This is a genomic window from Paenibacillus sp. P4_E11 (assembly GCF_056401635.1).
In genome coordinates this window covers 1-721 of sequence record NZ_JBFUIX010000644.1, presented here as the reverse complement: position 1 = coordinate 721, position 721 = coordinate 1, and the positions used below count along the sequence as shown (strand labels likewise).

Annotated in this window: 1 protein-coding gene; it reads left to right on the top strand. The window is 36.2% G+C overall.

Features of this window, described 5'->3' with window-relative positions:
- Positions 1–630: hypothetical protein (locus AC1DWB_RS36655; protein ID WP_477545955.1), on the top strand; the 630-nt coding region annotated here is incomplete at its 5' end.
- Positions 631–721 lie beyond the last annotated feature (91 nt).

The window sequence follows — 721 nt, the reverse complement described above, 5'->3', positions numbered from 1 at the left end:
CATATATGCAATATTGAAGGGGTTTCCGCATCATACTTTAGTGCAAGCCGTTCCCATGGGCATATTGAAAAATGTCCATATGAGGCTTCAAATGGATTCAATCCAAATAACTATAATGAAGGGAATTTCGAATTTGACAATGCATTATTGGCTTTAATGATGCCAAGTAATCCACAGACTAAAAAGGAAACACCAGGAGAACATGGTAGTGGTACAGCAACACCAAAACCGCCACGTACAATACGTCAGATATATGCAATGTGTAAGGCATACGACTATTCTGATACTTACAACGGTGTTACAATTGGTAAAATGCTTCTAGATAATAGAAGCGTTCATATGTATCCTAAAGGTGTATTCGATTGGAGAATAATTGAAGGCAAATGCAAAAGTGGACGCTTTTATGACACTGCAAAATTGGAAATTTCTCTGATTTCTTCTATTGATGGAGAGGAATATACTTTCATTTTAAAGTTTGACAGTGAAGAGTTGTTTAAAGAAATTAAGAACGATACTTTTCCGAACAGAGAGTACCTAGTGGTTGTAGCTGGACAATGGAGATCTGCGGGAAGCTTTAACGTATTTTGTACTACATTTTCGAGTAAAAAGCAGTTAGCAATTATAAAATAGCTTAATGAAATCCACATTTATATACATAAGAAACGAGTACTTGTAATGACCATGAAAGAAAGAGAAGCGGCAGTATTGGTCGAGGCAGTTG